The organism is Streptomyces sp. NPDC037288, from assembly GCF_055603265.1.
Window position 1 is genome coordinate 1 of the sequence record NZ_JBVJVY010000225.1, and the last position, 1,209, is coordinate 1,209.

Here is a 1,209-nt window from a genome sequence, read left to right on the forward strand (position 1 = left end):
GTTCAGCCGAAGGCCGCTTCCATGTACGGCGGTTACCGGACCAGGTGATCAAGTTCGACACACCATTCGACGCCGGACGTTAAAGATCAAGCTAGTAGTCGTAGGCGGTCACTGCGCGCATGACCGGCTGGCCGCGCATGAACCTGGCTCCACTCATCAGGCCCCCTTGGAATCGATCATCTAGGGAACCGGGAGGCGCTCTACCGGCGGACCGCCGAGATCAGTCCGCCGGGCCGCTCCTCGCGCTGCGGCGGGGTGCTGATCGGGCGGCCGTAGGCGGCAGCGCACTCGCGCAGGGTGTGGCTGCCGGCCTCCCAGCCGTGCCCGGCCAGCCAGCCCACCGGGTCGTCGGGCATCTCCGAAACCCACATGGACGCCGCCGATCCCGGCACGGCGTCCACGCCGAAGCGCTCGATCACACCGCGCGAGCCCAACGTCAGCCCCATCCGACTGCCTGCCGCCGACTGCGCGCTGATCCGGGCCAGCAGCAGCTCCACCGCGTCCTCGGGCAGATAGATCAGCAGTCCTTCGGCGATCCACACGGTCGGCACCGCCGGGTCGTGCCCTGCGGCGGCCAGCGCGGCCGGCCAGTCCTCACGCAGATCCACCGCGACGGTGATCCGATCGCAGCGTGCGACAGCCCGCTCCTGGCGCAGCACCGAAGCCTTGAAGTCCAGTGGCGCGGCGGTGTCGACCTCGAACAGCCGGGTGCCCTCGGGCCAGTCCATCCGGAAGGCCCGGCTGTCCATGCCGGCGCCGAGCAGCACGACCTGCCGGACCCCGGACGCGGAGGCCTGCTGCAACAGGTCGTCGAGGAACTTCGTCCTGATGACGATGGAGAACGACACGGCCAGCCGGCGGCGTTGCGCGGCTTCGTCACCGGGCAGCGACGGCGAGGAGGGCCACAGGCCGCCGGCGGTGGCGAAGGCCTGTGCCAGTGGGTCGCGGAACAGCGCGTTCTCCCGCTCGGTCTCCAGCGCCCGCACCCGGGCCACCCCCACCGCCGTTGCCCACACTCCCGACGGCTGCACCCGCTCCTGCTCATCAGTCACCGCGCCAGCCTAAATGATCGATTCCAAAGGGGCCTGATGAGGGGAGCCAGGTTCATGCGCGGCCGGGGCCTCCCCCTGAGTGGTGGACACGCTGATACTGGATCTGCTTGATCCGGAGGAAGCGAGAAGACCGCCGATGGCGATGAAGGACTATTCG

1 protein-coding gene is annotated in these 1,209 nt (G+C 69.4%); it reads right to left on the bottom strand.

What is annotated here, in order from left to right; translation table 11 throughout:
• Nucleotides 1–200: 200 nt before the first annotated feature.
• Complete coding sequence (locus ACZ7GZ_RS43425) at nt 201–1,052, bottom strand: class I SAM-dependent methyltransferase (RefSeq protein WP_471033387.1); 852 nt, start codon at nt 1,050–1,052, stop codon at nt 201–203.
• Between the last annotated feature and the right edge of the window lie 157 nt (nt 1,053–1,209).